This is a genomic window from Bacillus sp. FSL K6-1006, from assembly GCF_038593175.1.
In the GTDB taxonomy this organism is placed as follows: domain Bacteria; phylum Bacillota; class Bacilli; order Bacillales; family Bacillaceae; genus Bacillus; species Bacillus safensis.
Window position 1 is genome coordinate 1815080 of the sequence record NZ_CP151970.1, and the last position, 24514, is coordinate 1839593.

At 41.6% G+C, this 24514-nt stretch carries 22 protein-coding genes; 3 read left to right on the forward strand and 19 right to left on the reverse strand.

The features are described 5' to 3' along the window. Position 1: 1 nt before the first annotated feature. The 15 genes from NSS65_RS09320 to NSS65_RS09390 form a co-directional block, all read right to left on the reverse strand. Positions 2 to 709, reverse strand: a complete 708-nt coding sequence (locus NSS65_RS09320; RefSeq protein ID WP_081124456.1) for a response regulator transcription factor — start codon at positions 707 to 709, stop codon at positions 2 to 4. Positions 710 to 849: 140 nt separating this feature from the next. After that, entirely contained in the window at positions 850 to 2115 is a 1266-nt protein-coding gene (locus NSS65_RS09325; protein ID WP_034283503.1) for a glucuronoxylanase, read from the reverse strand. 35 nt (positions 2116 to 2150) lie between these two features. After that, the gene (locus NSS65_RS09330) at positions 2151 to 3689 is read right to left on the reverse strand and encodes a glycoside hydrolase family 43 protein (RefSeq protein WP_326135134.1); all 1539 of its coding nucleotides are present in this window, start codon (positions 3687 to 3689) and stop codon (positions 2151 to 2153) included. 220 nt (positions 3690 to 3909) lie between these two features. Beyond that, complete coding sequence (locus NSS65_RS09335; protein WP_326135135.1) at positions 3910 to 5370, reverse strand: CoA-acylating methylmalonate-semialdehyde dehydrogenase; 1461 nt, start codon at positions 5368 to 5370, stop codon at positions 3910 to 3912. Between the two features lie 345 nt (positions 5371 to 5715). Continuing rightward, positions 5716 to 7047, reverse strand: coding sequence for an alpha-glucosidase/alpha-galactosidase (locus NSS65_RS09340; protein ID WP_081124458.1), 1332 nt, complete (start codon positions 7045 to 7047; stop codon positions 5716 to 5718). Positions 7048 to 7078: 31 nt separating this feature from the next. After that, on the reverse strand, positions 7079 to 7909 hold the full coding sequence (locus NSS65_RS09345; protein ID WP_326135136.1) for a carbohydrate ABC transporter permease: 831 nt from the start codon (positions 7907 to 7909) through the stop codon (positions 7079 to 7081). Further along, positions 7909 to 8841, reverse strand: coding sequence for a sugar ABC transporter permease (locus NSS65_RS09350; RefSeq protein ID WP_041118130.1), 933 nt, complete (start codon positions 8839 to 8841; stop codon positions 7909 to 7911). Before NSS65_RS09350 ends, NSS65_RS09345 begins: the two co-directional genes overlap by 1 nt. 30 nt (positions 8842 to 8871) lie before the next feature. Then, the gene (locus NSS65_RS09355; RefSeq protein WP_081124459.1) at positions 8872 to 10128 is read right to left on the reverse strand and encodes an ABC transporter substrate-binding protein; all 1257 of its coding nucleotides are present in this window, start codon (positions 10126 to 10128) and stop codon (positions 8872 to 8874) included. Between the two features lie 218 nt (positions 10129 to 10346). Beyond that, positions 10347 to 11387 (reverse strand): LacI family DNA-binding transcriptional regulator, encoded by a 1041-nt coding sequence (locus tag NSS65_RS09360; RefSeq protein ID WP_211044078.1) that lies wholly within the window; start codon positions 11385 to 11387, stop codon positions 10347 to 10349. Positions 11388 to 11573: 186 nt separating this feature from the next. Beyond that, positions 11574 to 12266, reverse strand: a complete 693-nt coding sequence (alsE, locus tag NSS65_RS09365; RefSeq protein WP_034283513.1) for a D-allulose 6-phosphate 3-epimerase — start codon at positions 12264 to 12266, stop codon at positions 11574 to 11576. 17 nt (positions 12267 to 12283) lie between these two features. After that, complete coding sequence (locus NSS65_RS09370) at positions 12284 to 13546, reverse strand: PTS ascorbate transporter subunit IIC (RefSeq protein WP_034283515.1); 1263 nt, start codon at positions 13544 to 13546, stop codon at positions 12284 to 12286. A gap of 25 nt (positions 13547 to 13571) precedes the next feature. Then, positions 13572 to 13838 (reverse strand): PTS sugar transporter subunit IIB, encoded by a 267-nt coding sequence (locus NSS65_RS09375; protein ID WP_024425192.1) that lies wholly within the window; start codon positions 13836 to 13838, stop codon positions 13572 to 13574. A 15-nt stretch (positions 13839 to 13853) separates the two neighbouring features. Continuing rightward, on the reverse strand, positions 13854 to 15926 hold the full coding sequence (locus tag NSS65_RS09380) for a BglG family transcription antiterminator (RefSeq protein ID WP_326135160.1): 2073 nt from the start codon (positions 15924 to 15926) through the stop codon (positions 13854 to 13856). Between the two features lie 269 nt (positions 15927 to 16195). Next, positions 16196 to 16636, reverse strand: a complete 441-nt coding sequence (locus NSS65_RS09385) for a rhs-associated protein (RefSeq protein ID WP_101677122.1) — start codon at positions 16634 to 16636, stop codon at positions 16196 to 16198. A gap of 89 nt (positions 16637 to 16725) precedes the next feature. Further along, positions 16726 to 17688 (reverse strand): HTH domain-containing protein, encoded by a 963-nt coding sequence (locus NSS65_RS09390; RefSeq protein ID WP_101677121.1) that lies wholly within the window; start codon positions 17686 to 17688, stop codon positions 16726 to 16728. Between the two features lie 108 nt (positions 17689 to 17796). Here NSS65_RS09390 and NSS65_RS09395 point away from each other — a divergent pair, with 108 nt between their 5' ends. Together NSS65_RS09395 and NSS65_RS09400 are read left to right on the forward strand one after the other, a co-directional pair. Beyond that, entirely contained in the window at positions 17797 to 18276 is a 480-nt protein-coding gene (locus NSS65_RS09395) for a GyrI-like domain-containing protein (RefSeq protein ID WP_251232095.1), read from the forward strand. Positions 18277 to 18297: 21 nt separating this feature from the next. Continuing rightward, complete coding sequence (locus NSS65_RS09400) at positions 18298 to 18762, forward strand: phage tail protein (protein WP_326135137.1); 465 nt, start codon at positions 18298 to 18300, stop codon at positions 18760 to 18762. Positions 18763 to 19186: 424 nt separating this feature from the next. Here NSS65_RS09400 and NSS65_RS09405 read toward each other — a convergent pair whose 3' ends face one another. From NSS65_RS09405 to NSS65_RS09415, 3 genes are all read right to left on the reverse strand, one after another. After that, on the reverse strand, positions 19187 to 19468 hold the full coding sequence (locus NSS65_RS09405) for a hypothetical protein (RefSeq protein WP_101677119.1): 282 nt from the start codon (positions 19466 to 19468) through the stop codon (positions 19187 to 19189). Positions 19469 to 19473: 5 nt separating this feature from the next. Next, positions 19474 to 21177, reverse strand: coding sequence for a T7SS effector LXG polymorphic toxin (locus NSS65_RS09410; protein WP_326135161.1), 1704 nt, complete (start codon positions 21175 to 21177; stop codon positions 19474 to 19476). Positions 21178 to 21494: 317 nt separating this feature from the next. Then, the gene (locus tag NSS65_RS09415; RefSeq protein WP_046312274.1) at positions 21495 to 21914 is read right to left on the reverse strand and encodes a MarR family transcriptional regulator; all 420 of its coding nucleotides are present in this window, start codon (positions 21912 to 21914) and stop codon (positions 21495 to 21497) included. Positions 21915 to 22084: 170 nt separating this feature from the next. Here NSS65_RS09415 and NSS65_RS09420 point away from each other — a divergent pair, with 170 nt between their 5' ends. Then, entirely contained in the window at positions 22085 to 23605 is a 1521-nt protein-coding gene (locus NSS65_RS09420; RefSeq protein WP_041117607.1) for an MDR family MFS transporter, read from the forward strand. A gap of 38 nt (positions 23606 to 23643) precedes the next feature. On the opposite strand, the gene NSS65_RS09425 is transcribed toward NSS65_RS09420, so the two are convergent. Continuing rightward, positions 23644 to 24513, reverse strand: coding sequence for a class II fructose-bisphosphate aldolase (locus NSS65_RS09425; protein ID WP_041117609.1), 870 nt, complete (start codon positions 24511 to 24513; stop codon positions 23644 to 23646). Position 24514 lies beyond the last annotated feature (1 nt).

A 24514-nucleotide genomic window follows, 5' to 3' on the forward strand; every position in this document is an offset into this window, starting at 1 on the left:
CTTACGCATCCTTTACAACAAATTTATAGCCAAGCCCTTTGACTGTGACGAGAAACTCTGGGGTGGACGGGGAATTTTCTATTTTTTCCCGAAGTCTTCGGATATGAACCATTACCGTATTGTCAGAACCGAAGAAGTCTTCCCCCCAAACAGTTTGATAAAGCGTTTCTTTACTGATAATGCGGTTCGGATGCTGCAAGAAGTAGGTCATCAGCAGAAGCTCTTTCGGCGTGAGCTCAATGACCACGCCATTTTTCTTCAGTTCTGCTTGCTGCTCGTTTAATTCAAACGGCCCTTTTTTGATCACGGGATCGGCTTGAGATGACTGCAAGTATGAGAGCCGTCTCAGCTGCGCTTTCACCCGGTAGGCGACTTCCTTTGGACTGAACGGTTTTGTAATGTAGTCATCCCCGCCGATGGCAAGTCCTACAATTTTGTCTGTTTCCTCTCCCTTTGCTGATAAAAAGATAATCGGAACATGGGAGGTCTCTCTGATTTGTCTGCAAATATCATAGCCTTCACCGTCTGGCAGCATAATATCAAGTATGACAAGATCAGGCTGTTCTTGATGGAATTTCGTGAGCCCATCACGGGCAGTTGAAGCTGTTATAACGCGATCAATGCCTTCTCTTGTTAATACTGTGTTGATTAATTCCAAAATTTCTTTTTCGTCATCGATCATTAATACTTTGCTTTGATGCTTTGGCATACATTGATCACTCTCCTGAAGTCATTGCCATTATTATACCCAATGTAAGAACATAGTGAAAAAATCAACTTCCTATTTGCATAAAAAAAGCCAATTTTCTTTTGAAATGAGAAAATTGGCTTTTGGTGATTCAATTGATTCTAGCGTTTGACTACAAATGTTGTCACACTTTGAGCCGGGAGATGAGCCCAAAATTGATTGCCTGATATATTTAAGTCTGTACCGGGCTGAAGGTTGCTGTTGCTGCTTGTAATCCATCTTGATGCTTGCGAAGCAGTTCCATTTTGCATCACAAAGTGCTGATTGACTCCTGTATTGTTTTTGTTAATCGCGACAATGACAACCTGATTGTTTCCTTTGTAGGCAGATACGAAAACATTTGGTTCAGGACTTTTCGTTGCATCAATTCTGACGTATCCTGGGCGTACAAACTTGGAGAAATGCGCCATGTTGTAACCGCGTTTACTGATCAGGCCATCTTCCTTCATAGGGCCGTAGGATCTGCGGATGTACCACCAAACATATGCCTGAAAGTCCCCTTCTACCATCGAATGGTGAATATGCTCTGAAACCCCTAATGCCTCAGGCCAGCGGTCCGCTGAATTGTTATCGCTATTCGGGTAGTAGACCTCTGTCATCCAAAGCTCCTTCCCCCCTCCTTTTTGTTTGAAAAGAGGATATGGAAGCTGGCTGATTTGGGTTCCGTACAAATGGGCTCCGAGAATGTCCATATTTCCAAGCGCTTGCGGATCATTTAAGATAGGATCTGATATATTTTTAAGGTATTGAAAGGATTCTGGCGCAATCACGCGGGCATTAATGGAGCCGGCATTTTCTCTCATGAAACGCAGGATTTCCTGAGGAGTCCACCATGTCCATTCATGTGCATAATCAGGCTCGTTTTGTACTGATATCGCATAGAGATTGACGCCATTATTTTTCATATACGTCACAAAATCGTTCAGATGCTGAGCATATGCAGCGTATTGATTGTATCTCAGCCGCTTTGCAGTTGTACCATTACGGTTGAAAGTCTCAACCATATGGCTTGGAGGATTCCAAGGTGAAGCGATCACTAAAGCTCCATGCTCTATTGCTCTTTTGGCTGTGGCGACCTCTCTGTGCCAATTATTTCTGTTCTCATCTACAAAAATTCTTAGAATGGAAAACCCTAATTGATTCTGCCCATTGCCAAAAGCGGTTTCCCTTTGAGGTGCGGTCAAATCACCAATCCAAGCCGGGTGGTTCATTCCGCCAAAGCCGCGAATCACTTGTCTTTCTGCATTGATATTAATATTGGCATCTGCTGCTGAAACTTCAGTTGCGCCAGGTCCGATGAACATGACAGACAGCATGGTGAAGCAGATCAATAAAGTACAGATTGTTTTTTTGATCATTGACATCAAATTTTTCCACTCTCCTATCATTTTCTCATCCTTTGTTATTGAGTAAACCGCCAGGAATCAAACTGAAATAGGTTTGCACCTGTTCCAGTAAAGACAAAAAATACGTTGTGCACGCCAGCTGCTCCGTTTACAGTTGTTTCTACTTCTCGCCAGTTGTTCGTTCCGCCTGTGGAAGGGACATTTAATGTTCCGACGAGTCTGCCGTCAGGGCTTCCGAGGCGTACTTCTATTTTTCCGCCTGCATTTGATGCTACATTCGTTTTAAATGTTCTTGCGCCGTTTGATCCGAAATCGACGTTACTGGCAGCCACCCAATCTCCGTTTTGAATGTTTGTGACATGCTGGTTATTGACCGGTCCGCCTGGAGCTGAAGAGGCCTCTGTCAAAATGCGTCCATTCCATGCAAATGTTTCAGCTTCTACCCGCTGATAAGGATTCAGGTTGGAAAGCTGTTTGACCCCTTCAAAATTGGCTGCAACCTCTCGAAGGGAGCCGTCAGCATTATGCACAAGCTTATTAATATGCGGAGATCTGTAGCCTTTTCCTGCCCCGTATAAAGCAGAGCTGACCGTTTGGGTATGATACACGACATACCACTCGTTTTTAAAATTGAACACCGCATGATGGTTGTTACCGCCGCCGCCAAAAAATGCACCCGGATTTTTCAGGAAATGCCCTCTATACGTAAATGGACCCATCGGACTTGAGCTCGTCATATAACCGATCTCACCAGGTGGTTTATCTGCTGGGTGGGAGCCGCCAAAGTTGATGCAATAGGAATAGTAATAGGTTCCGTTATACTTATGCATCCCTGAGTCTTCAAACATAAAAGGAGCATCAATGGTCGAGGCGCTACTGGCAACACTTGTCATATCAGGCCCTAGTTTTAAGACTCTTGCTGTTTTAGGATTGGCCCATTGTCCCTGCGTTGGATTAGAACCGCCTGGTACGCCTCCACCGGCATATAAATAACCAGTGCCGTCATCATCTACAAAAACGGCTGGATCAAACAGCCATACAACCCCGGACATTCCTGGTGTATTTGGCGTGACAAGCGCTTTTCCGATAGGATCTGTCCATGGACCGATTGGGGAATCTGCTGTCAGAACACCAATCCCTCCGCCGCTGTTCGCAAAATAAAGGAAAAATTTATCTTTCCCATTGATTTTTTTCACCGCCGCTGATGGAGCCCAGGAAGCACCTGCCCATTTAGCAATCCCTTTGCCGCCATTTGCCCCATTTGCACCGGCTACTGGAATTGCGCCATGATCTGTCCAGTTCACCATATCTGCTGAAGAGATGACGAAGACCCTATTCAAATTGGCAAAAGAATTATCTTTAATCGTACCGTTGCTGTGATATTCATAGTCATCACTCGACATATAAATGTACACTCTTCCGTTATAGGTGAGCGCAAACGGATCAGCGCCCAAGTGGTGGTCTATGAGCGGGTTTGCATTTCCTACACGTTTTGCAATTGTTGTGCTTGCCGCACTCGCATCATATACCGGTAAACAACTCAGTACCAAAGCAAAAATCAATAAACCAACGCCGCACTTCATCCTCGTCCTCATCGTTTCATTTCCTCCTGTTTTCATCTTCCTAATATTGGGGTTTAAGCCCAATTTCAAAATATGTTGATAGATACTGATGAAGAATGAATAGAAAGAATGATTTCTAGTGCAAATCCTTGCTGTAATCATGATGAAAACCCTTACTTTTTGACTAGAAGACAACAAAAAATGCAGTTCTCCTTTTGGAACTGCATTTTCTAAGTTAATTGATGAGTGTTGATCACATATAACGAGCGGTCACCATCTTCTTTCTTGTGTAAAACTCCACTCCGTCTGTTCCATTGGCGTGCAAATCCCCGTAGAAAGAATCCTTCCAGCCGGAAAACGGGAAAAATGCCATTGGTGCGGGAACACCGATATTGACGCCGAGCATCCCTGCTTCAATATTTTCGCGAAATTCTCTGATGCTTGATGCACTGTCTGTGTACAGGCAGGCACCGTTCGCAAATTTTGATTGATTAGACAGGTCGATCGCTTCTGTCAGTGAAGAGACACGAACTATTGATAAGACTGGGGCGAAAATCTCGTCCTGCCAAATTTTCATTTGATTTGTCACATGGTCAAAGATCGTTGGTCCAACGAAATACCCTTTTCCATTTGTTTCGTGATCTTTCCTGCCATCTCGAATGAGACTTGCGCCTTCTTCAATCCCTGACTGAATGTATTGAAGCGTTCGCTCCTTATGTTCCTCTCGAATGACTGGACCAAGAAAGACCTCTTCATTTATTCCGTTTCCAATGACAAGCTTATTCGATTCATCAACTAATTTTTGAATGAGATCATCTGCCACTTCTTCTTCCACTGCGACAACGGCCGCGGCCATGCAGCGCTCTCCTGCTGATCCAAAGGCAGCACCAATGATTTGTTTCGTTGTCGCGTCTAAATCTGCATCTTTGAGGACAATGGAGTGATTTTTTGCTCCTGCAAGTGCTTGGACACGTTTGCCATGCTCTGTGCCTTTTTTATAGACGTATTCTGCAACTGGCTGAGAGCCGACAAATGAAATGGCTTTGACCTTTTGGTGTTCAAGCAGACCATTGACGACATCATGAGCTCCATTGACAATGTTGAGAACCCCTTTTGGAAGACCAGCTTCTTCAAATAATTCGGCTAATCGTGCGGCAAGAATCGGCGTGCGCTCTGAAGGTTTTAAAACAAACGTATTTCCGCAGGCAATGGCAAGCGGGAACATCCAGCAAGGAACCATCATTGGAAAGTTAAATGGTGTAATTCCGCCGATGACGCCAATTGGATAGCGGTACATGCCAGATTCGAGTCCAGATGCGATATCTGGTAATTGTTTTCCCATCATTAAGGTTGGTGCACCAGCGGCAAATTCGACACATTCAATTCCGCGCTGCACTTCTCCTTTTGCTTCTGTGATGCTTTTTCCGTTTTCAATCGTTACGAGTTCAGCCAGCTCATCCCATTTGTCAACGAGTAACTGTTGGTATTTAAATAAAATGCGTGCACGGCGGGGAACGGGAGTTTTCGACCAAGTGGCAAATGCTTCTTGTGCTGCCTGTACCGCATGTTCGACATCTGTTTTTGTTGAAAGCGGCACTTTCGCGATGATTTCGCCAGTAGCTGGGTTATACACTGCCTCTGTTTGACTTGTTTCTGCCTCAATCCATTGTCCGCCGATATAATTTTTCAACGTTTGTACATCTGTTTTGGTCATGTTCCCTCTCTCCTCTTTGTTAAAGAATGTCATGCTTAAAGGGTGTGTATGTATCGTCATTGTCTCATCTAACGGGCATTCATCTGTATACACTCTTTGTCAAATCAAACGGCAGTTTTGGTTTACGTTGTGATAAACCGCTTTAGTCAGGCTCTTGTTCAACACAGATTGGTTTGTTTGTGACATTTAACACTAGAATACCGAAATTTCATGATGTGTTTTTGATTAACTATTGGGTAACTTTAGAAAAATCATAATATTAAAATGGGTCTCAGTCAATCCTCTTTTTGCTTCATAAGAAAAACCTGATGCGCGGTGCATCAGGTAGAGGCTGGTTCATTTCTGTTATTTGGTTGATGCGGCATAGTGATTTGGTTCTATATAATTTGGCAGCATCTCTCCATGTGCTTCAATGAGTTCATCACATAATTGAATGGTGTCATCAATTGATAGTTCAGCGCTTGTGTGTGGATCCAGTAATGCCGCTTGATAAATGTGTTCTTTTTTCCCGCTGATTGCTGCTTCGATGGTCATGAGCTGTGAACTAATATTGGTCCGGTTCAGTCCCGCCAGTTGTTCAGGGATCTCTCCGACATAGCATGGCATGATGCCGCTTCGATCTGCAACACACGGCACTTCGACACACGCTTTTTCAGGCAGGTTGTGAATGAGGCCACCTGTGTTCAGCACATTCCCGGCAAATTTAAAGGGAACGTTCGTTTCAATCGCTTCAATGATACGTGAACCATATTCTTTTGAGCGAGTATGTGTGATCTGTGTATTGCCCACAAGGTCATGCTTCATTGTATTCCAATTGTTGATTTGTTCCTCGCAGCGTCTCGGGTATTCATCGAGCGGAATGTTAAACTGACCGATTAGTTCTGGGTACCGTGATTTGATGAAATATGGATGGTATTCGGCATTGTGCTCTGAGGATTCTGTGACATAGTAGCCGAATTTATCCATCAGTTCAAAACGTACCATATCATGATGCCTCGATTGCTGCTTTTCTTTTGCCCGTCTTTTGATTTCTGGATACAAGTCTTTTCCGTCCCGTTTTACCTCTAATAACCATGCCATATGGTTAATACCGGCAATTTTTTCTTCAATGCCTTCATGTTCCATTTCAAGAGATTCAAATAGGTCCTTTGTACAGACTTGCACACTATGACAGAGACCAATCGTTTGAACCTGAGTATAGCGCAGCATCGCACCTGTCAGTGTGGCCATTGGGTTCGTGTAATTTAACAATAAAGCATTTGGACAAACCTCTTCCATGTCCTTTGCAAATTCCAGCATGACAGGAATCGTTCGAAGGGAGCGGAAGATGCCGCCGATCCCTACCGTATCCGCAATCGTTTGTCTTAATCCGTATTTTTTAGGTATTTCAAAATCAATGACAGTACTTGGCCGGTAGCCTCCAACTTGGATGGCATTGATAACATATTTCGCATCCTTTAAGGCTTCTTTCCGGTTGTGATAGGACTGGATGGTCACATTTGCACCGTAATTTGCTTTTAAATGCCGGAGCATCGTTTCTGATTCTTTCAGCCGGTTGTGGTCGATATCATATAATGCGAATTCAAAGCCTGCAAGGGCGGGAACAAACAGACAATCTCCTAATATATTTTTAGCAAACACGGTACTCCCTGCACCGATAAATGTAATTTTAGACATAGACGACTCTCCTTTTTACATCTATATTGGGCTAGCCTTTGACAGAGCCTTGTGAAAGCCCTGCGATAAAATATTTTTGCAAAAGTAAAAACATCGTGACCATTGGCAGCATCGCAATGAGTGCAGCTGCCCCAACGAGCTGAAGCTGATGCTGATTTTGACCAAAAAAATGGGATAAGGCGACTGTGAGTGTATGCATCTCTTTATCTTGCAAAAAGAAGATAGCAAATTGATAGTCGTTCCAAATATACACGCAGGCAATAATTAATACAGAAGCGGTAATGGGCTTCAGAAGCGGAAAAACGACTGTGAAAAAAACTCTGAGTGTCCCTGCACCATCAATACGGGCAGCTTCTTCAAGCTCCTTTGGAATTGTCGACCGGATAAAGCCTGCGTATAAGAAAATTGTCAGCGGCAAAAAAGCAGCCACATTATTTAAAACAGCAATTTGATAGGTGTTCATCATCCCGATTTGAACGACCATTTTATAGAGCGGGACAAGGGCTGTAAGCGGTGGAATGACCATAATGGCAATAAATAAAACATAGACTGCTTTATTCAGCTTTGTGTTCCTTCTTGCGAGCGGATAGGCTGCAAGAGATCCAAACATAATAAGCAATACAGCGGAACTGAACGTAATGATCACTGTATTCAAAAAGGACTGGCCAAGCTGAGCCTCTGTCCATGCTGTGCGGAAGTTTTCAAGATGCAGTGCTTTCGGAAACAGCCATTTTGAACTAAAATCTCCTATCCCCTTTAATGATGTCGTCACCAAAATATAAAATGGAATGAGGTGCAGCAATGTGATCAATAGTGCGAGGAAGGAGTACCATTTTTTCTTGCGCTTATAGGCGTTATCCATCACACCTCGGTCTCCTTTCGTTTGAAATAAATCAGCGCTGCGACACTAATGACAAGGATGATGACCGCCATGAACACCCCTTGCGTCGCTGCATAGCCTGCATCCTGACGTTTGAAGTACAGATCATACATAAAGGTCGACATGGATTGCGAGGAATCTCCAGGTCCGCCGCCCGTGAGTGCCACAATGACATCAAAGAGCTTGAGCCCGCCAATGACATTCAGCACAACATTAATGGTGATCGACGGCATAAGCAGCGGCAATGTAATCCGCCTGAATTGCTGGAAGCTCGATGCGCCGTCTAATTGAGCCGCTTCATAATAATCCTTAGGAATACTTTGAAGTCCTGCTAAATAAATGATCATCGCAATCCCGACGAATTGATATGTGTTGACAAGCACAATGATCCATGTGTTAAATTGCGGGTTGCCGAGCGCATTTATTTGATCAAATCCAAAAAGCGTCACCACATCATTTAAGGCACCACCTTGGTAAGCAAACACAAAATACCAAATATAGCCCATCGCAATCGGGCTGATCATGACAGGTAAATAGATGACCGTTCTTGTGATGGCTTTCATCTTTAAGCTTTGATTTAATAAAAGAGCATATCCAAGTCCGATGATATTTTGTAAGACAGTGCTCCCGATTCCATAGAGAAGCGTGTTTTTGACAACAAGCCATGTCGCTTGATCCTGAAGCAGCCGCCCATATTGCTCAAGACCAATCCATTGATAAGTTTGTGAGAAACCGTTCCAATTCGTAAAAGAAAGCTGAATGCCGTTTAAAAAAGGATAAATGATAAAGGTACTGACGACGAGAACAGCTGGCATGTACATCCACCAAAGTGATGAATTCTGGCGTTTTTGTATCTTTTGTTTTGGTAAAGAGGTGAATGCGGCGGGCTGTTTTGCTTTTGTGATGTCATTCATTGGCTTCACTCCTGTTTCAGCATCCATCGGCTATTGTTTTTTCAAACGCTTATATTCCTCTTCCATTTTCTTTGATAACTGTTCTGGTGTGATGGAGCCTGCTAATAATTCTTGACCCGTTGTTGCCATGACCGCCCACATTCCGCTTGGTAAGTATTTTCGATCGAAATACGGTTCAATCTTCACCTGTTCGTATTGATCGTAAAATGCAGAGTAATAGTTTTTCGCTTTCACTTGTTTTAGAGCTGTTTCAGAGGATGTGCCCTCGGCGATTTTTTTTGCGTTTTCAGGTTTTGCTAAAAAATCGATGAATTGTTTTGCTTCTTTTAGATGCTTAGAGTCTTTCCAAGCAGCAACAGTAAAACGTTCTCCGCCAATCCAGCTTTGTTCATCTCCTTCATGAATGGCTGGAACAGGCATCGTGCCTACTTTGATCGATGAATTCAGCTCTGTTGCTTCAGGTCCTAAAGATCCTCCGACAAAGGTGAAGGCGATTTTGTTTTGTGCCATGAGTTCAGGCGCTTGAGATAGTTTCGCTGTCAGGACATCCTTGTTTAAAAGGTCTTGATCCTTCAGATCTTTCATGAATTGTGCAAGCGGTGTATAGAGAGACCAATCAAATGATCCGTTTTCAAGTTCCTTTCCGTATTGATGCTTTTGATCGGTGATTAATAAAGGCGTCGCCAGCTCATCAAAGACTTGGGCAATATTTGAGTTATCTCCTCCTGGTATCCAGAGCGGCACAACATCTCCTTTGCTCTTTTCTTTCACTGTCAGCAAAGCAGATTTTAATTCATCAAGTGTTCTAGGGACTTCTATGCCATATTCCTTTAATAGATTGGCATTAAAGCTAAGCCCATCTTTTGCTTGATTCAGCGGGTAAGCGTACACTTTCCCATCTTGGTCTTTTAAAATTTGGTCGAGTGAAGGATCAAGCTGTTTGACCCAATCCATCTCTTTTAAATCAGCCACATACTCGCTATAGCGCAGTTTGGCCCAGCCATGTGTATCAAACAGGTCTGGCATATCGTTTGCTCCCATTTTGACGCGGATCATATCTTCATAGCTGTTGCCTGGGAAATTAGCATCGATTCGAATCTGCTCATGCTTCTTCTCAAACTCGCGAATGACTTCTTCAAACGCTTTTCTTTCCCCGCTGTTGCTCATTGTTGAAAATAGCGTCAAGGTGACCTTTCCATTTGCTTCAGATGAGCTGTTATTACCGCAAGCAGACAAAATCATGGTCAAGAACATGGCTGCAGTCAGCAGCATGATTTTTTTATTCATGGTTTCCTCCTTTTGATCACTGAAAATTCAGACGATTATCGGTAGAATTCATGCAGTTGCGGAAACAAAGGAAGTCCATTATACTGGAATTCTATTCTTTTCAAAGAGATAAGAGAGCATAGCGGCAGGCTGCCTTGTTCTTAGCATGATCTGGCCATCATGCTAAGCAGCTTGCTTTCTGCTTTTTTGTCTCTTTTTTGTTAGCTGAAATCTATGGTTCACCCCCTTTCATGGATGAGACATGTACTGCCTCGCTCGATGAGTGTTGTTGGAACGACGACTTTCAGAGGAAGTTTTCTTCCGTTTATTCTCTCAAGCAAAAGCTTCAGACCGACTTCCCCCATTTCTTCTGTATATACTTTGACGGTCGTAAGCGGCGGGCTTGAAAATGAAGCGGCTTCAATGTCATTAAACCCAACAATGGATACATCTGAAGGTACGTGTAGACCGGCTTCATGCAGAGCGCGCATTGCGCCGATTGCCATAGAGTCACTTCCAATGAAAAAGGCTTGCGGCAGTTTTCCCTTTTTGATCGCTTGCTGCATAAGCGTATAGCCTTCTTGCATGGAGTATTCACCAATGTGGATGTCTTCCATATGAAGAGCGCCCGTCTCCTGCATTCTTTTCATAAACGTCGTTTGTCTTTCGTCCTCAATCACAGCATTACCTTCGAAATAATGCTCCCGCTCTTTCCCGCCAATATAGCCTAGATGTGTATAGCCGAGAGATTGCAGATGACGAATGGCGCGATCTGCCGCTCTGACAAAATCCACATGTACACAATCATACAAATCTTCATCCGCATAATGATTGATAAAAACAATGTGTTCCATTCGATTTGTCATTTTTTCAACCGTATCCGGGCTGATTCGTCCAATGACGATCAAGCCGTCAATTTCCTTTAGCATCGCCCCTTTATCCATGCTTCTTAGGCGAAAGGTATGGAGAGTGGACAGGCCTTGTTTGGCATATTCTTTTTCAATTCCTTTTCGAATCGATGAAAAAAAGGGATCATTTAATTCTTCGTCAATGGATTGAGCGACAACGACACCGATGATTGGGGATTCAGATGGGCTTTTTTCTTCTGCTTGATCGGCTTTTCTTGCTCTCACTGGGGTATAGTTTAACTTCTTAGCAATGTCGAGGATGTTTTGTCTCGTTGTGTGTGAAACGGCAAGCGTTTGATCGCCATTTAACACACGGGATACAGTGGAAACGGACACTTTTGCATCATGAGCAATATCTTTGAGTGTGGTCATAGGCAAACTCCTCATCGTTATTTGACTAAATATTTACTAAAGATATTTGAAGGATAACACATAAATAAAGCGCTTTCAATTATGAATTTTTGATTTTTATTTTGTTTTTGGGTAAGTTTTGGTGAATGAATTGTGTTTTAGTAAAATTTGCGTAAAAAAAGAGGATGGTTTTCATCCTCTCTTTTACTAACGTGATTCGATTGAGGCTGTTTCTTTTGCAAATATTTGCTTCATTCTTTCCCAAGCAGTGTCGAGTTCTTTATGAAGTCCAAATAAACCTGAGGTGCCGATGATGTAGATCTCATTTCCAGCCTCAGCAAGCAGCCGGAACGTGCTCTCATTACAAGAGCCGTCTACTTCAATTGAAAACGAGTATCCTTCGTGTTTTTTGATATCTTTCACCTGTTTAATTTTCTGAAGCATTTCTTTAATAAAAGGCTGTCCGGCAAAGCCTGGATCGATTGTCATGATCGTCACTCTGTCTATTAAATGAATAAAGGAATCTAATGCTGCAACAGGTGTGGCGGGATTTAGAACAAAGCCAACCTCACATTTTCTTTGGTGAATATGGCGTATGATTCGAAAGGCATCTTTTTGCACGACTTCTGGGTGTAAACAAATCATCGTTGCGCCTGCATCAATACATGCATCGATTAAAAATTCCTGCGGATGTTCGGCCATTAGATGAACATCAATCGGTAAATTTGTCAGTTTCCGAAGCTGTTCAATGAAAAAGGGTGATAACGTAATATTCTTCACATAATGCCCATCCATCACGTCGACATGGTACCGGTCTGCTCTCGTGTTGAGAAGATGAATTTGTTCACGGAAATGCGTTAGATCCATGCACATCAGTGAAGGTGAAAAAACGGCTGTCATTCTCAGGCTCCTCCTTTTTACAGTTGAAATAAAAACTTGATCAATCCAATCAAGATTCCGATGATACCAAAGTCTGTATCTCCAAACGTTGTCCCTTCAAAGCCAAGGGTTCCTAACACAGGTAATAAACAGGCAGGTAAAAAGGAAAGAAGCAATCCATTTACAAAGGCCCCAGCGACTGCACCTCTTACCCCTCCTGTTGCATTGCCATACACGCCTGCTGTAGCACCGCAAAAAAAGTGCGGGACAAGACCAGGGACAATGACAGTTAAACCAAACAAAGGTAAAAGAAAAATGGATACAATGCCTCCTGCAAAGCTGCATAAAAAACCGATAATGACCGCATTAGGCGCAAATGGAAAAACGGTTGGCGCATCAAGTGCCGGCTTTGCCCCCTTCACGAATCGATCGGCAATCCCTTTAAATGCAGGCACGATCTCGCCAATGGCCATCCGTACCCCTGCTAAAATAATGTACACACCAGCAGCAAACGTAATCGCCTGAATGAGAATGAAGACAGCGAAGTTCGTGCCCCCGCTAATTTGTTCTATATAAGGAATTCCTGCAAACGGTGCAATTGCAAAGAACAGTAAAGCCATCGTAATCGAAATGGCAACAGATGTATCTCTTAGAAAACCGAGTGATTTAGGCACTTGAATGGTTTCCGTTGATTTTTCTGGAGAACCAACCCATTTGCCGATCATTCCCGCAGTAAAATACCCGAAAGTACTGAAGTGTCCGAGCGCGAGATCATTGCTTCCGGTGACTTTCCTCGTAAACGGCTGAAGGATTGCGGGTGCAATGACCATAGCTGCACCTAATATCATTGAGCCAGTGGAGATGAGCAGCCACCCGTGCATGCCGGCTGTCGAGAGAACGACGGCGAGCATCGCCGCCATATACAACGTGTGGTGACCAGTCAAAAAGACGTATTTAAAGGGTGTGAATCTTGCAAGTAACAAATTGACCAGCATACCAAAAATCATGATAAGTGCTGTCTGTGTACCGAATTCCTTTTGAGCAATGGCGGCCATAGCATCTGTATTTGGGACAACCCCTTGAATGTGAAAGGCTGCTTCGAACATCTTTCGAAAAACCCCGAGTGAATCAGAGACGACTGTAGCGCCAGCCCCTAATATTAAGAAGCCCATGGTTGTTTTCAAGGTGCCTGACACAGTATCTGCGGCTGATTTTTTCTGCAAAAGTAAACCGGCTAGTGCAAACAAACCGATGAGAATGGCAGGTGTGCCCAATATATCGTTCATGATCAGTTCTATCATGATGTGAATCCCCCTTTTTCATGACTTAAATATGTTGACGAAGGACGTCTTTAATGGCTTCCTGGTCTAACAAATTGTTTAAGCCAGCCACATTTCTTGTGCCGTCATTCAGCTGGTCAATAATATCAGCTGCTCCGATATAAAGGTCTGCTTGTTCATTTTTACTTGTACTGAGATCGGTATGATCCACTTCAGCTTTAAGACCTAATTCTTCTAATGCTTTTTTGACATTCATTTCTACAATAAAGCTGCTTCCTAACCCGTTTCCACATACAACAAGAATTTTTTTCATTTTCTTACTCCTCCTTTATACTTGTGAAAATTGATCGATTAGTTTTTGAACCGATGCTAAATCTTCTGCTTCAATCAATTGTTTCGTCCGTTTCTCTTCACTTAACAGCATGGTCAGCTGTTTGAGTGCTTTCAGGTGGCTCATGCTGTCAATAGCCGCTAGCACTATGACGAGCCGCACCTGCTTTTTTCCATCCTTTGAAAACGAAATGGGCTGTTTGAATGACATGAGTGTCATGCTCAATTTGTTCACGCCGTCCTCGGGCCTTGCATGTGGAATGGCCACTTGTGGTGCAATGACAATATAAGGACCATTTTGAAGAACAGACTGTATCATGGCTTCTACATAACTTGGTTTAATAGCATGTTGATCAAGTAAAGGCTGCGCCGCTTTTGTAATCGCCTCTTGCCATGTGTCTGCTGTTTGGTGGAGCTTGATGGTTTGTTCTGTTAATAAATCATTTAACACTGGATTCCACCCTTTCTGATAGGATACATATGTGGGATAAAGCAGCTCCCTAATATCATGAAGCAGTGCTTGTTTATTTTGTACGATGGTATGCTGCTGAATGATGTTAAATAAAGCGTTTACATGCTTCTCTTCAATCTTCGTTTCTGAGCCTTTCCCGTATTGAAGTAATGTTTTTTTCTCATAGGCAGTTAAAATAGGATGAACGAGATGAACTGGTTTTCCTTTAAACGAAATAGGTGTTGTGGACACAACGAAATCTGCATCAACGGCTGTTAATTCTTCATATGCACGCTTTGATAACAGTCCGCGTACTTCAATGTAGCCAATTAATTCGAGAAGCTGAGTTTTCAGCATGTTACTTGTGCCGATTCCTTCTCCGCAGACAATGTATACAGAACGCCTGACAATGGATGAAATTCCTTCTCTTCTCATCCAGCTGCCAAAATGCATGGCGAGATATGCAATTTCATGGTCACTCAACTTTGAACAGGCCACCTTTTCTAAATGACAAGCAACTTTTTGAGTGATTTCAAACACTTCTGGCTGTGCCTTTTTTATAGAATCCGTCAATTCATTGATGATACCAATGTGATAGATGAGCCTGTAATAAGCTGGAATTAAATGCATTGTCAAGTTTTGCTCCAATGCTTTTGGTTCTTGAAAGGTAATACAAGCATATCTCTGAAAGTCCAATATCATTTGCCTGGCGATGGTGCGAATGAGATGTTCTTCTGGTTTTTTAATTGATGGAAGTTTTTGTTTTTTGGCACTGAGCCATAGGGTGCTAAGAAAATAGATCTCATCATCATGAACAATGAGACTGGCCTCTTTTTGAATCTGCGCCATGAAACGAATAGCAGCCAAGCATTCCTCTGTTTCCTGCAATGTTCGCTTTTCTTCGTTTGAAATGTGTACAGCATGCCCCAGCTTCATCCGCTTGAAGTAGAAAAAGAGATCCAAAGAGAGCTGTTCCAGCATCTCATCTGCAAATTCAAGCTTAAGTTCTTGTTCTGACTGCTGGAGGAGATGGTGTACCCGTTTGGATGAAATAGGTCCCTTTAACCAAAACGACGGAAACGTTTTTTCGTTTTTTATCATGGTGCGAATGAAATGTATATAAGGTTTGAGTGCCAATCGAATGGCCCTTTCGTCTCCTGAAATGACATAGCCGCTTGCTGCCTGATAGCGGAGTGTGATCTCCTGCTTTAAAAGCGCTTCTTTTAGCTGTTTCATATCCTCGAGCAATGTATTTCGGCTCACCTTTGTCATCTTCATAAAATCATCAATTCTTAGGCAATGCTGGCTGCATGCAATGGATAAAAGCAAAATGGCCCTTCGTTCCTTTACACATGGTTCATAATCGTGACCAATAAGAATGGTATCAGCTTTTTGAATAATGACTTCTTTTTCATGAGGGTTTAAATAATAGCCAAGTTGGCCTTTTCGCTGCACACCACTAAGCTGATGAGTTTCCAGCCAGCTGTTCATTCGTTTGATTTCAGCGTAAACGGTTCGAGTCGAGACATTCATTCGATTCTGTAAATCTTCTATTGATAGATAAGATGTCGTATGAAGCAGCATAGATAGTAACGTCGTGCCCCTTTTGGTTAAGTACAGTTGGAATTCCTCCCTTCTTCCCTTTGGTTATAAGTCTAATCAACTCACATGCATCAAAGAAGCCCAAATGTCTTCAGCACGTGCTGTGCAGCGATTGTGTGCTCTTTTCATTAAGAAAAACACACTATAAGGCTTGTATACAAAGAGTCCTTTGTCTTTTTTACGTGTTTAAGGAGCAATAAAAGCAAAAAACCTTGATTGGTATAAAGCCATTCAAGGTTTTTTCACTTCTTATCATCTTTTATTTTTCCTATACGTGACGATCAAAATTATTTGTTGTTTAAACTAAATCCGAAATCCAAATAGTTTTCAAATGAAAGACAGATACACCAATCCCCTTCTAATGATATAAAGTAGTGATGCTGTGGGATATCTAAAAAATAGACTAGTAACTCTTTTAAATGTTTTAATTCAAACTGGTACCCAAACTCTGTAAGGTTATCCCCTATGTAAATTACTTGTAAGTCATTAGCTAAATATTTTTCTTTTAATTCAGTTATAAATAGAAGAGCATCAGAAAGTAACGATTCATTATTTGAGCTCTTACTATGGTGTTTATTGGTTTGTAACCAATTTATTTTTGAACCAGCAAAAACAAATTTTTGTTCTATTAAATCTAAATAAATTTCTGGATTTTCATGTACTTTGACATATTTAAGTAGGTCTTTTAATTCCAAATCCTTTATTAGATCTTCATCATAAGAATTCAATAAAATGAACCCCTTTATCTAAATGTATTTATTTAACTACCTTCTTGTCAAAATTCATAGGAATCGCTGTGAGGTCTAACCAGCATTGATTATGGACAATATAGGAGGAGTCTCTCTTGTAAACCTTCCAAGATTTCTACAGGCATTTCCCTGACCTTGATATCATCGCCTAGGAAAAATAGCCAATTTGTTATTTCGGTTATTTCTTCTGAATGATTAACATCGATAAAAGTCTTTAAAATGGCTGTAGTTTGGTAAGGATTCGTATAAGAAATTGACATTTTGAAAGGATGGTATTTTTTGAACTGTGCAATTGCCTTTGGACCAAGTTCAAGGACAAGGTTAATTACTTCTTCCTGTTTACTTAGTTTTTCTAAAATCTTTTTCCTGCTTAATCGAATATTTGTAGAGCATGGTTCTACATCTGTGAGATGGTCGACAGGCAAAATCCGTTTCTTCTCCTCCTTTAAATCAAAGCCTTCGATCAGCCACAGGCTTTTTTCACGATAAAGATTCAAGAGGTAAATAGGATAGGACTTTATCACGTTCTCCTCTCTTATGGTAATCAGTAAATATCGATCCAAAATAAGCAGTTGGATTAATTTTTCTAACATGGGATGAGGGAGATCTGCCAAATCAAGCAGATCAGGATTATTCGGATTAGTCCCTTCAAATAGCAAGAGGCGATTTAACAGAACAAGGTCATCTTGCTGGGTTTCTGAGATGAGTCCTAGTAATTTTTCAGCTAAAGACTGACGACTCTTTAAATAAGGGAGTTGTTGGTTTCTTGTGGCCATAAAGGCAATAAAAAGAGCTTTAATCTCATTATCGGTAAAACGAACAGTTGGCAGAACGGAATTGTTCATCACAAAATACCCCCCGTCCCTTCCGACTTCTGCGACAAGCGGCATCCCCATAGCTTCAATTTCTCTGATGTCTCTAATTGCTGTCGAACGAGAGATATTAAATTCTCTCATGATTTCAGAAATTGTAAAGTTGGCGCGGTTGTTTATATACCGCATGATGGTATTAATCCGTTCAACTTTTTTCATCTGATCCCCCTAAACAGTATCATTTTTTGACATGATTTAAGCCTATTATATATTTATCAAGTGAAAAGAAAAAACATTTGATCAATTTTTCAAAAGGAAGTGTTGAATATGGCAGATTATATACTAGAACAAAAAGACAGCTTTCACGTGTTAGGTATTGGAACTGAACTTAAGAGTCATTACACAGACTATGCGGGCATAACGAAGGAAAAAGCAGACTTTTGGCAAGCAGTCACACAAGTAGGTAAGCTTGACACCTTAAAAGCCATTGCCTCAAATGACTATATTTTTATCGTAAACGAAGCGGTAAATAACAAGCTGATGCATTATGTCGGGGTCATGACAGAGAAATCGTTACCAGAAGCGGACAGAGTGATTCAATTTCCTAAAGGGGAATATCTAATCGTTAAAGGGGAAGCTAAAACCGCTGATGAATTGCATCAAACGCTTACTGGCACTGCATTTGGTCAAGTCTTGCCTGAAGCAAAGAATTTCGCCTATGTTGGTGGACCAAATGCAGTGGTAGAGATGGGGCAGCGAAACGGCTTATTACTTGGTGAGATGTGGATTCCTGTTGTACGAAAATAAGAAGGATATGGAGGGATAGAAATGGCCTATATCGTTGATTTTAAAAATGTGTCTACGATTGTTTTAGAGTCTTCACCTGTAGCAGACGCACTTGCTGGCTTACGAGCGAATGAGGCTCGTTACTTTATGAACAAATATAAGCATGAATTTACAGTATTACCTGCCAGCGAAAGTCAGGAGACCCTTGATTATGTGAACCGAGTGTTAAAAGAAGAACGTGAACTAGAGTTTGCAGCCAAACCTTTAGAAACGGCAAGTTTTCAAGTAGAAAATATCAAATGGACCTACGTCTTTTATGAAGATGGTCTTGCAATTAACGTCCTGTATACAGTCGATGACCCAAAAAAACGTGCTGTTGGTTTTAAGCTTTCTGAAGGGATGGAAGTACCAAAGGAATTAGAAGGGAAATTTAAATTTGCTAGGCAGAAGTCTAAACTAGCTGGAACGATTCGTGGGTCATTTTTTAAAATTAAAGGGGAATATTGAACTCGAATTTGTGAATCTGATGAAACAAATAAATTAAAATTATTTCCCCCTTCTAAACAGAGCAGCATTCTCTATGCATTATTAGAGGATGTTTTTCTGTTTATTGTACCAACTTCATTTTCTTATGAAGAAGTTCGCCGTTAAAATGGCTTGGCTATTGCACTGTTTAACATCTATACTTTTTTCAGACCTATATTCAAAGAAAATGATGTGAAGTATCCCTCATTCAAAAAAACACTCACCATAAAAGCTGTGAGTGCCTAGTTTTGCTTGTCTCTATCATACGATGACCCACACAGGAAAAAAGATCCCCATTCTCCTTTTGGTCGGTTTTTTCTCGGATAGGAGTCCAGAGTCCAATAAACACCAAAAACCTTGAAGCATTAGCCCATCAAGGTTTTATATAATCTATAAATTCTGTAAATCATCTCCACCGCCAGCTAATTTCCCTATCAGGATAAACTGCAGGTATATATATCCCCCTTCTTTTATTTTCATCATCAATAATGTACCAATTGTTATCCTCTAACCATTCTTCATTAAAATTTGTTTCTACAAAATCATTTTCTTCATCAACAAGTGCTGCGAAAAAATCATTAAATTTGTCTATATTATTTGAAGGGATAATCTCACCATTAACCCACATACCATCAACATTAATATCGCGTATATCTCCTAAAAACTCGTTTAGAAAGTATAATTTCACAATTCTCACTCCTTAGGTGAAACCTTAATATATTGGCTTGGAACTTCCCCTTTAATCAAATACTCATTATCCCTTTTAGTCCAATTAATCGCTCTTTTCTTCCAAAAATCAGAACAAGTAACATCTCTTTCAATCAACTTTTGAATTTGTTTTGGAGAAAGTATAACAACACCTTTTAGCTTTCCAGACTGTATATCTTTCCTTAAAGCTGATATGTTTAGTTCAATTGCATTTTCTCCATAATTTCCAATAACATTTTTGTTATTTGTAAAACTAGTATAAGGGCTATTAGATTTAGCTCCTTTTCTATAACCTCCAAGTATATGCTCTGTAACAGTCACTTCTCGTCCTTTATATAAACCTTCTTTACTAGCTGGTACTAAATCACCTGAACTTGATATATGAGGTTTACCAATTCCATTTGGTCTAGTTGGAGAGTGTAGTAAACTATCCCCTCTATATAAATTACTTTTGTTGGTTAAAGAAGCATCATCTATACCCCTAATCCCCATCTTCCCATGAAACCTCTTCGACCCGATCGGCAAAAGCATCCCCAGAGCCGCGTTCATACTTGCTTCCTGCTGTTCTTTTGAGATCTTGTTTCCAAACATGTCTCGGCCTGTAATTGCTTCGCTGAAACCGTTGGTGGCGGTGAGGCCATATAAACCTTTTTGGGTTGTTTTCAGGGCGTCAAAGGATTTTTGTGATGTCTTGTAAATGTCGACTGCCCTGACCGCGGCTGATGTGGCTTGGGTCGTTTTATAGACAGCTTTTCCGCCTTTGAAAATGCGGCCTGCCCAGCCGACGATTGGGATGTAGCCTGCGGCTGCCATGCCGCCTGCCGCGACTCGCTGGCCTGCGGTGAGTTTTTCGCCTGTGATTGGATCAATGCCCGTTGCGGCACGTTTTGCATCGTTCACGCCGGTCAGTTCATTCACGATGTTTCCACCATAATCGAGGGCTTTTTCATACCAAGGGCGGTTGGCGAGGGCTTCTTCTTGTTCTTTTTTGATTTTCAGATATTCAGCAGTTTGCTTCTCAATATCGCTTTTTGCCTTGTAAATTTCGCTATTTTGATACGCTTTCTTATCAAAATTCATAGGTGAAATCGCTTTTCCGTCATTTGTCGCATTCATCATTTCAGCATACAATGCCATTGTAGCTTGCTGCTCCGTCTCTGACAAAGCATATTCATCTTTTAAATTTTGATCAAGCTCTCTTAGTTCTTTGACCGTCTTTTTTCGTTCATCTTCTGCATCTTCTATTTTTTCATCAAAGGTTTGGCTATCAAATACCTCTAGGGAAATGAGGTCATCAATGTCTTGAAAAATCGTTTTGAGTGCCTTTTTTTGATCCTTCACAATGCTTTTGGCATTCTTGATGCCCATATGTACTGCGTTGTCTAAAAAGTGTTCTTCTACAAAGGTATCGCCGCCAAAGCTCGTATCATCCAGTGTCCCAGAAACACCTTCATGAAAGGCTTTTTGCTTATCAATGAAGCTGATAAACATGTCTACATTTCCAGCGAGCTCTTTATAAAAGCTTTTAATGTTATCGGCACCTTTCCCAGTAAAATCATCACCGAGATTGGCCACACCTTGTAATGCCTTTTTTAAATCCACCATTTGTTCGCGGAGTTCCTGGTAGTGTTTTGCCCTTGTGTCCATGGCACTGGTTAGTGCTTTTGCATCAAGTATCTTCCCCAGCAGAATTCACTCCTTCCCATTCATTGACAAGGTCAATTTTACCAATAAAAATTTTGTCATTAAATAGGAATATTGATACAAAAAACAGTACTTATTATGTAAATGAACAATGTTTCAATAGAATACTTTAGCTCCACTTTTGTCAGTAATAATTATGATGCGATATTTAGAACATCTTTTAAATAAATATTTTTTTAAGCTACTTCATTATAAAATTGTTATAGAGCACTTCCATGGTAAGGAAGATGTCACTAGTCGAGGCAATCCCTACATGAATTAGGAATGCACTTAGAAAAAGCACACCCGCATCAGTGTACTTTTTACGATTTAGACTTCAGCAATTGCAGCTCTTGCTCCATGATATCTGCTGCTTCTGTTATAAATTGAATAATTAAATCTAATTCTTCTGCTTTGTATTCGTTTGTAAGCTGTTTAGTTGATGCTGATAAGGATTGGAAAAGTTCTTTCACTTGTGATTTTCCTGCTGTTAGTGGGACAATGATGACTCTTCGTTTGTCCTTTGGGTCCTTTTCTCTTTTGGCGTAGCCCGCTTTTTCAAGCCGGTCAATGAGAGCTGTGACGGCACCTGAGCTAAGGCCTGTTTTTTCACTTAATTCTCCCGCTGTGAGGGGGCCGAGTTCGTTTAATAGATCGGCGGATTTGAGATCTGTTGGAAAAAGGCCGAGCGATTGAGCGGCCGCTTGGTGGAACAAGACGGTTCGTGTGGCGAGGCGCCTCATTGTATGGATGATCTGGGCTGCTCTGTCTTCAGCCTCGTTCTTTATTGACAACTTGTTCTCCTCCCTTTAAAATCAATTTATCTTGATCATCAAGATAAATGTTCTCTTACTTTATGGTTAAGTTGATCATAGCAAAAATAATGAGAGAACGTAAGCAGGAGGTAAATGAAATGAATCATGTGGATAAAGGCAAGGCATCCACTCGCTTTGTTGTCATCGGTTTGCTGTTAGGGATTTTTATGGCAGCGATGGACAATACCATTGTTGCAACAGCAATGGGAAGCATCGTAGCAGATTTAGGCAGTTTTGATAAATTTGCTTGGGTGACGGCTTCTTATATGGTGGCAGTGATGGCGGGAATGCCGATTTACGGAAAGCTTTCTGATATGTATGGTCGAAAGCGTTTTTTTCTGTTTGGACTTATTTTCTTTTTAATTGGATCAGCGCTGTGCGGTATCGCGCAAACGATGGATCAGCTCATTATTTACCGAGCCATTCAAGGGCTTGGGGGCGGTGCACTTCTTCCGATCGCATTTACAATTATCTTTGACATCTTCCCGCCTGAAAAGCGCGGAAAAATGTCTGGTATGTTTGGAGCAGTCTTTGGTTTATCAAGTGTACTCGGACCGCTTTTAGGTGCTATTATTACGGATTCGATCGGCTGGCATTGGGTTTTCTATATTAATGTGCCAATTGGTATTGTCAGTGTCTTCTTGATCGCCAGATACTATCAGGAATCGCTTGAACATCGTAAGCAGAAAATCGACTGGTCAGGTGCTATTACACTTGTCGTTGCGGTTGTCAGCTTAATGTTCGCGCTTGAGCTTGGCGGTAAATCTTATGCTTGGGATTCGGTGCAAATCCTCACACTTTTTGCTGTGTTTCTTGTGTTCGGTACGATCTTCTTTATTGTCGAGCGTAAAGCTGAGGAACCGATTATCTCATTTTGGATGTTTAAAAATCGATTATTTGCAACATCTCAAATTTTGGCGTTTTTATATGGCGGGACATTTATTATTCTTGCTGTCTTTATTCCTATTTTCGTGCAGGCTGTGTACGGTGAATCTGCGACAAGTGCAGGGTTCATTTTAACACCGATGATGATTGGATCAGTCATTGGCAGTATGATTGGCGGAACGATGCAGACGAAAGTGCCTTTCAGACGTCTTATGACTATTTCTGTCATTTCATTTTTCGCTGGGATGCTGCTGCTTGCCAATATGTCACCAGATACAGCAAGACTGTGGCTCACACTCTTTATGATGATATCAGGCTTTGGCGTCGGGTTCAGCTTCTCCCTTCTGCCGTCAGCTTCAATGAATGATCTTGAGCCGCGCTACCGAGGCAGTGCAAACTCGACCAATTCATTTATGAGATCACTTGGAATGACGCTCGGTGTAACGATTTTCGGGACGATTCAAACCAATGTGCTGACAAATCGTTTAGCTGATGCCTTTAGCGGAATGAAAGGAGCCCCTTCTCAAGTAGGAGATCCACAGGCTATTTTCCAAGAAGGTGCCCGCTCACAAATTCCGCCTGATATTTTAAATAAAGTCATCGATGCGATGTCACAAAGTATTACGTACGTATTTTTGCTTGCATTATTCCCTATTGCACTTGCGGCGATTACGGTCGTATTTATGGGAAATGCACGGGTACGCACATCTAATGAAATGAAGGAAAACGAATAAAGGGAAAAAGCAGAGCGATAGCAGCTCTGCTTTTTTTCTTATTGATATAACGGATGGGCTTTGCCCTCACTGCCAACGATTCGTATTTTCGATTGGACCATGTCTTTCGCTGCTTGTTTTGCTTTTTGTAAATACATACGTGGATCTAAGCTTTCAGGTTCGTTTGAGAAATGATCACGTATTGCTTCGGAATACGCATTTTTCAGTTCAGTTGAGACATTCACCTTTGCCATACCAAGTGCAACGCATCGCTTGACATCCTCATCTGGTACAGCGGAACCACCGTGCAGGACAAGTGGTACATCGACCAGCGCTGCAATTTCTTCAATGCGGGCAAAGTCAATATCCGGCACCCCTTTATAAATGCCATGGGCAGTACCAATCGCAGGCGCTAAAGTAGGCACCCCAGTTTCTTCTACAAATTGGCGGCATTCTGATGGAACGGCTTTTTCAGCATCCTTTTCGTCGACGACGATATCATCTTCTACGCCGCCTACCTTGCCTAGCTCTGCTTCGACATTTACACCGACTTTTAAGGCAAGATCTACGACTTCTTTTGTGCGGCGTACATTTTCTTCATATGAGTGCATAGATGCATCGATCATAACGGATGTATATCCAGCTCTGATACAGGTGAGAATCACATCAAAGTCTGTGCAGTGATCCAGGTGAAGACCGATTGGGATTTGATATTGATCAGCCGCCGCCTTCACTGTATCTGCAATCGCTTTTGCTCCAAGAGATTGAACCGTTCCAACCGTTGTTTGCAAAATCACAGGTGACTTTAATTCTGCAGCAGTTTCGAGCACCCAATAGATACTGTCAAAGGAGTGTACATTGAATGCCACAATTCCGTATTTTTCTTTTTTCGCAGCCTCAAGCATTGGTGTTGTTGAAAGTAAAGGCATG